Source organism: Kitasatospora sp. NPDC059146, assembly GCF_042786665.1.
Taxonomy (GTDB): Bacteria; Actinomycetota; Actinomycetes; order Streptomycetales; family Streptomycetaceae; genus Kitasatospora.
Genome location: NZ_JBHZCY010000258.1, coordinates 1 through 2425, shown reverse-complemented (window position 1 = coordinate 2425; position 2425 = coordinate 1). Strand labels below are relative to the sequence as shown.

The 2425-nt window shown below is 72.3% G+C and carries 2 protein-coding genes and 1 pseudogene; all 3 read right to left on the bottom strand.

What is annotated here, in order from left to right:
* Positions 1-419: 419 nt before the first annotated feature.
* Complete coding sequence (locus ACFXPX_RS43730; protein ID WP_380645106.1) at positions 420-1256, bottom strand: oxidoreductase; 837 nt, start codon at positions 1254-1256, stop codon at positions 420-422.
* Positions 1257-1274: 18 nt separating this feature from the next.
* Complete coding sequence (locus ACFXPX_RS43725) at positions 1275-1844, bottom strand: TetR/AcrR family transcriptional regulator (protein ID WP_380645105.1); 570 nt, start codon at positions 1842-1844, stop codon at positions 1275-1277.
* Between the two features lie 333 nt (positions 1845-2177).
* Positions 2178-2425: pseudogene (locus ACFXPX_RS43720) on the bottom strand (IS630 family transposase); the annotation flags it as partial.

The following is a 2425-nucleotide window of genomic DNA, read 5'->3' as shown; positions in this document are numbered from 1 at the left end:
TCGGCGCCGCCCTGGCCCTGGCCCTGCCCGGCGCCCACCCCGCGCCCGTGCCCTCGACGCCGGCACCGACACCGGTCCTGCCGAGGCGGTGACGCCGTTCCCGGGCAGACGGGCCCCGAGGACCCTGACCGAGCGAAGGGCAGGGGAGAGCCGACCTTCTGACGGCGACGACGAGGTGCAGCAGGCGGCAGGGCCGCATCCGCGGTGGGCTGGCGAACGTCCGCGTCGGACCGGTGGACTACCGGTGACCCGAACGAGTGGCCGCCGGGCTCCGCACCTTGGTCAAGACGCGCCTGTGCGGTCGAAGCCCGCACGCGGGCGATCGGTCCCGACCGCAGCGTTACGGCGGGTGGCGACATCGCTGCGACTCGCGCCGCGGACGGGGATCGCGGGTGGGGGCTCGCCGCCGAGGCTGGTGCTCAGCTGCCGCTGCGGAACTGGAGCCGCAGGTAGGCGTCGAAGGGCTTGGCGCCGAAGAGCCGGCGCGCGTGCACCAGGGCCTTGGCCGCGGGGGTCACCACGTAGCGGGTGCGGGGCCGAGGGGAGGTGGCCGCCCTCTCGATGACCGCGGCGACGGTCTGCGGCGGGGCGGACAGCAGCGTGGAGCGGTAGGAGGCCGCCATCTGCCGGTCGACGGCGGCGTTCAGCGCGGCGTAGGCGCCGGAGGGTCGGCTGGAGGCGGCCAGGGTGTGGGCGGCGGTGTCGCCGAAGGCGGTGCGGATGAGTCCCGGTTCGACGAGGCTGACCTTGATGCCGAAGGGGGCGGCTTCGAAGCGCAGGGCGTCGGTCAGCGCCTCGACCGCGTACTTGCTGGCGTGGTAATAGCCGCCGCCGGGGAAGACGAGACGCCCGCCCATCGAGCCGACGTTGACGATGCGGCCGTGGCCGGCGGCGCGCATGGCGGGCAGGGCGAGCTGGGTCAGGCGTGCCAGGCCGAAGACGTTGGTCTCGAACTGGCGGCGCACCCCGTCGAGGTCGGTCTCCTCAATGGTTCCGTACTCGCCGTAGCCGGCGTTGTTGATCAGGACGCCGACGGATCCGTGCTCGGCCTCGACGGCGCGCACGGCCTCTGTCATGGAGTTCTCGTCGGTGACGTCGAGCTCCAGGAGCCTGGCGCCGGTCTTCTCCAGCGCGGCGATGCTCTCGAGCCGGCGGGCGGTGGCGTAGACGGTGAGGTCCGTCCGGGCGGCCAGGCGTTCGGCGGTGGCGCGGCCGATGCCGGAGGAGGTTCCGGTGATCAGGACGGCAGTGGTCATGGTGTTCTCCAGGCGGGTCTAGAGCGGGGCTGCGGTGGCGGCGAGGCCGGCGGTGAGGAGACCGACGGCGTGCTCCAGGCGCCGGACGGGGGCGGGGGGGTCGCTCAGGTCGGCTTCGAGACCGCGGGTGAGGGCCAGGAGGATCTCCGCGATCTCCCGGGCGCCGCGGTCCGGGTGTTCGGCGGCGATCTCGGCGGCCAGCAGGTCCAGCATCCGCGCGTCGAAGTCGCGGACCAGGTCCGCCGAGAGGCGGGTGTCCGGGCCGAGTAGTTCTGGGGCGTGGGCGGGGCTGTCGCTCCAGACCTTCGTGACCAGAGCGAGTTTGCTGCCCAGTGCCCCCGCCAACCGCTGCGGCAGGGGCTCCGGTCCGGCGGCGGCCGCGCGGGCCGCGGCGAGGGTGTCGGTGAGGAGCCGGTCGGCCAGGCGTCGGAACGCGTCCTCCTTGTTGCGGACGTAGTGGTAGACGCCGGGGCGGGACATGCCGGCCTCGCGAGCGATGTCGTCCATCGTGGTGCGCCGCACGCCGTGGCGGGTGAAGCACTGGTAGGCCGCGGCCAGCACCGCGGCCAGCTTCTCATCATCGGACATGTTGACAATCATTGCATGGAACGTCGAAATGTCGAGGTGCTGTGCGGGCGTCATCCGGGACGGTCTCCGGTCCGGGCCGCAGCCCCGCTGTGGATTCGCGGCTTCCTGCAGAGAGGGGCGACCCGGGCCGCCGGTGGCCCGGGCGAGGCGCGGGCCAGTGCCCGCCAGCACGAAGGACGCGTGGTGAAGGGGCCGGGCGCGGATACGGTCGCGAGCATCCCTGGACATGATCGGATCGGGTCCGGCGAGACGAGGGCTACTCCTGCCGCCGGCCAGGCGGAGGTCGCGGCGTGGCCTGCCAGGTCTGCGTGGCGACCGTCGAGCGTGTTCGGGCTAGTGTCCTGAGTCTGGAATTCGCTTCAGATATCCGGCGAGGCGTTCGAGGATTTCGTCGGTGGTCTTGGTCCAGATGTAGGGCTGCGGGTCGGTGTTCCAGGTGGCGATCCAGTCGCGGATGTCGGCTTCGAGGGCCTGGACGGACTTGTCGACGCCTCGCCGTATCTGCTTGTTCGTCAGCTCGGCGAACCAGCGCTCGACCAGGTTGAGCCATGACGAGCCGGTCGGGGTGAAGTGCAGGTGGA

Bases quoted from the DNA above. Each gene is read 5' to 3' on its own strand.
- ACFXPX_RS43730 (WP_380645106.1), bottom strand. From the start codon at position 1,256: ATGACCACTGCCGTCCTGATCACCGGAACCTCCTCCGGCATCGGCCGC.
- ACFXPX_RS43725 (WP_380645105.1), bottom strand. From the start codon at position 1,844: ATGTCCGATGATGAGAAGCTGGCCGCGGTGCTGGCCGCGGCCTACCAG.